Annotated in this window: 3 protein-coding genes; all 3 read right to left on the bottom strand. The window is 70.0% G+C overall.

Annotated elements, in window-relative coordinates:
• Nucleotides 1–342, bottom strand: a 342-nt coding sequence (gene tsaE / locus VNR91_RS00030) for a tRNA (adenosine(37)-N6)-threonylcarbamoyltransferase complex ATPase subunit type 1 TsaE (protein ID WP_325488745.1), incomplete at its 3' end; no start/stop codon positions are given.
• Nucleotides 339–2,687 (bottom strand): sensor histidine kinase, encoded by a 2,349-nt coding sequence (locus VNR91_RS00025; protein WP_325488744.1) that lies wholly within the window; start codon nt 2,685–2,687, stop codon nt 339–341. The genes VNR91_RS00025 and tsaE, both read right to left, overlap by 4 nt.
• 126 nt (nt 2,688–2,813) lie before the next feature.
• A partial coding sequence (locus VNR91_RS00020; protein WP_325488743.1) for a TonB-dependent receptor domain-containing protein occupies nt 2,814–4,311 on the bottom strand: 1,498 nt, incomplete at its 5' end.

The raw sequence follows: 4,311 nt of genomic DNA, 5'->3' as shown, positions 1-4,311 counted from the left end.
CCAATGCGCGGCTGGCAACCGCTCCGGCCATTCGACCACCAGCAGCGCGTCGGCACGCGCCTCGTCCAGCCCCAGCTCCTCCGCCTCGCGCGCATCCTCGATGCGGTACAGGTCGACGTGCAGCACCGGGAACGCCACCTCGGGCGGATCATAGGGCTGGACGATCGCGAAGCTCGGGCTCGGCGCCTCCCCCTCCAGCCCCAGCGCCGCCAACAGTCCGCGCGCGATGCTGGTCTTGCCCGCGCCCAGCGGGCCGGACAGTGCGATCACGTCGCCGGGGCGCGCGACGCCGGCCAGCGCGCGGCCCATCGCTTCGCTGGCCTCGGGCGACTCCAGAATCACCCGCGCGGCAACTCGACCGTGATCAGCGTGCCGTGCCCCGGCTCGCTGACCAGCGCGATGGTGCCGCCGTGCGCCTCGACGAACTGCTTGGCCAGCGGCAGGCCCAGCCCAAGCGCGCGCTCGGCGCCGCGCGTGATGCCGGTCTGCGCGAAACGATCGAACGCGCGCGCCGCCGCCGCCTTGTCCATCCCCGGCCCGTCGTCCGACACCACGATCCGCGCTTTCGCCGCGTCGCCATCGAGGTGGAGCAGCACCCGGCCGCGCTCGGGCGTGGTGCCGATCGCGTGGCGCAGCAGATGCTCGATCGTCTGGCGCAGCCGCGCCGGATCGCCCTTCACGCTGCCGGCCGATCCTTGCACTTCCAGCGCCAGCCCGATCTGCTTGTTGCCGGCGAGCGCGGCGACGGTCTCGGCCGCACTCCCCGCGATCAGCTCCAGGTCGACGGTGACCCGCTCGCCGGCCTTGGCATCCTGCGTCAGGTCGAGCACGTCGTCGATCAGCGCCGACAGCCGCTCGACCGATTCGAGGATCGCCTGCGCATAGCCGACCCCGTCGGGGTTGAGCGGCCCGGCATAGCCACCGTGCAGCATCTCCGCGAAACCCTTGATCGACGTCAGCGGGGTGCGCAGCTCATAGCTCATGCTGGCGACGAACTGGGTCTTGACCCGGTCGGCCGCCTCCAGCGCCTCGTTGCGGTCGGTCAGCGCGCGTTCGATGCGGCGGCTGTCGGTGATGTCGAGCATCGTCAGCAGCGCGTTGCCGTCGGGCAGCGGCACCGCCGCGAACTCGAAATGGCGCCCGTCGGCAAAGCCGACCCGGCCGCCGCGCTGCTGGCGGTCGGCGGTGGCCGATCGCACCAGCTCGCCGATCAGCGACGCACGCGCGGGGTTCTCCAGCCGCTCGCTGGCCCGCCGCGCCAGTTCGTCGACGCGCGGATGGCGATCGAGGAACGCTTCCTCGAACCCCCACAACAGCCGGAACTTCTGGTTCCAGATCTGCAACCGCCCGTCCGCCGCGAACACGCCCAGCGCCTCGAACAGATTGTCGAACGTCGCGGTGCGCACGCGCAGCAGCGTGTCGCGCGCGCTGGCAAGCTGGATCTGCTCGGTGCGGTCCTCGAAAATCGCCAGCAATCCGCCGTCGGGCAGCGGCTGCGCGACCACGCGCAGATGGATGCCGCCCGGCAGGTGCCACGCCTCCTCGATCGCTTCCTGGTTCGCGCTCAGGAACCAGCCGCGCCGCTCGGCCTTCCATCCGGGGAAGTCGCGCACCTCGGGCACGCGCCCGGCCTCGCGCATCCGCTCGATCACCCGGTCGAACTCGGGGCGGTCGCGCAGCCACTCCTCGCGCATGGCGAAGATGCGCCGGAACGGCTGGTTGCAGAACGCCAGCGCGCGATCCGGCCCGAACTGCGCCACCCCGGCGGACAGCCGGTCGAGCATCGCGCGCTGGGCCTCGCCGAACCGCTTGATGCCGCTACGCGCCTGCTCCAGCTCCTCGATATCGACCGCATAGCCCGCGATCCCGCCCGACGGCAGCGGCACGTCGTGGATTCGCAGCATCCGCCGCGCCCCGCCGATCGTCGCCGGCACCGCCGCCGCCTGGGATTCGCGGGTGTCGCGCGCGATCGCGGCATTGGCCAGCGGCCCGCCGATGCCGTCACCCTCCACCAGTTCCAGCCCGCGATCGATCACGTCGCGCGCGTCCGCGCCCTCGACCGCGCGGACATAGGCGGAATTGACCATCGTCAACGCCAGGTCGCGGTCGCGATACCACATCGGCATCGGCGCCGCCTCGATCAGCCCGGCCAGCGCGTCGAACGCGGCGTGGATGCGGTCGCTCTCGGTCGCCAGCCGCGCGATCTCGTCCTCGCTCTCGGTCGCGTCGAAGAACCACAGCACGACGCCGCCAGGCGCCAGTGCCGCCTCTGGCGCGCGGGCCCCGCTGATGATCAGCTTGCGCGCCGATCCGCGCGTCGCGGCGGAGATGCGGAAACTGCGCCCGGCCCGTGCGGCCGCGGTGACTTCGGAGGCCAGCAATTCAGCGTCGGCGGGGTCCAGCCCGGCGCCAAAGCTGGTCAGGTCGGTCAGATATCGGGGCGGCTCCTCCAGCCCCAGCCAGTCGGCGACTCGCTGCGGCAGTTCGATCCGCCCGTCGGCGCGCACCAGCGCCGCCTGCGCGGGCGCGCTGGCCAGCAACGTGGCGTCACGCCTCGCGACGTCGCGCACGGTCGCCCCGCTGCGGCGGATCGACAGCCCGGTGAACAGCGCCCAGCCGGCGGCGCCGATCAGCACCGCCATCACCGCTCCCGCGATGGCGACGGTCGTGGTCGATAGGGTCAACATGTCGGCTGGATCGGGCCTGCGCTCATCCGGGTTTCCCTAGCCGCTAAGCCCGCCAAAGGAAAAGGGCGGAGCGCACCGGCGCCCCGCCCTTCGTCCCGCCGCGTGAACGGCTCAGGACCGGATGGCCTAGAACTTCACGTTCGCGGCCACCTTGAAATACCGCCCCAGGATGCCGGAGAAGTAGGTGGTGGTGCCACCGCCGGCCGGCGCCGGATAGGGCGGCTTCGAATCGAGCAGGTTGTCGACGATGAACTTCAGCCCGAACTGCTTGTTCACGTCGAACCCGACGGTGGCGTTGTACAGCCACCAGTCGCCGACCCCCATGATGTCGCGCGCGTTCGGCGCCTCATCGACGTCATACGCGCCCTTGCCGGTATACCGCGCCTGGAACAGCAGGTTGAACCCGTTGCTCTCATAGGTCAGGTTGGCGGTGGCGGCATGACGGGGATAACCGATCTCGCCCGCGAGGTGGTTGATGTCCCCCTCGCCGACCTGCTGCTCGAGCTTGTCGCGGTAGAAATAGTTGATCGACAGCCCGGCGACGCCGCCGTTGTTCACCCCGATCCGGTTGAGCGGCAACCGATAGGCCGCCACCACGCTCAGGCCCGCCGTCTCGTAGGATGCGGCGTTGTAATAGCCCTCGCGGATCATCGTGATCTGGCCGTCCGCATCGCGATCGACCAGCCCGCAGAACGAGTTGGGATAGCCCGGCGAGTCATAGCAGGCGTTGAGGATGTCGTCCCCAGCCAGCGAGGTGATCGCCCCGGTCAGCTTGATGTTGATCCAGTCCGCCGACAGCGAGAAGCCCGGAATGAAGCGGGGTTGCAGGATCACGCCCGCGGTCCAGCTGTTCGCCTTCTCGTTGCTCAGGTTCGGGTTGCCCGACACGGTGACCGGCACGGTGAAATCGCTGTAGTCCGACGTGAAATCGGCCGTGTTGATCCCCGCCGCCGCGCAGTTCGCCTGCCGCACGGACGGGTTCGGCCCGCTGTCGACGTAGCGGGTGTCGCACGGATCGCTGCCCAGGTCGAACGCCCGCGAGGTCGGGTTGAACGCCTCGGTGATCGCCGGCGAACGGATCGACCGGGTGAAGTTGCCGCGGAAGGTCATGCCGGGGAAGAAGCCCAGCCGCCCGCCGGCGGTCCACGTCAGGTCGCCGCCCGACAGCGAGTTGTCGACGTAACGCGCCGCGCCGTCCAGCTCGAGCGTGCGCAGCCAGCGCAGTCCGTTCGCTTCGCTGACCAGCGGCACCACCAGCTCGCCGAACACCTCGTTGGTGTGGAACTGGCCCGAGATCGGATCGATCGGGATGATCCGGCCATATTGGGAATAAGTGCCGTCGCCATTGTCCTCGCCGCGGTAATAGCTGCCCGGATCGAAGCTGGTCTTTTCGCGGCGATGCTCGAAGCCCGCCGAGACCTTCACGTCGTTGCCGAACAGCGTCGCCACCGGGCCAGTGACGTTGGCGTTGAACACCAGCTGGTCGTTGATCGAGATCGGCCGCGCGATCGCGAAGATATAGTCGCGCGCCGCCTGGCTGGCCTGCCCGACGCCGAAGATGTTGAGCGGGGCGCAGGTGCTGCTGATCGTCTCGGCGGACGAGTTGACGGCACCGGGCCGGCAG

The sequence above is a fragment of the Sphingomonas sp. genome, assembly GCF_035555815.1.
Lineage (GTDB): Bacteria > Pseudomonadota > Alphaproteobacteria > Sphingomonadales > Sphingomonadaceae > Sphingomonas.
The sequence above is the reverse complement of the archived record's forward strand: the minus strand, read 5'-3'. Positions and strand labels throughout refer to the sequence as shown.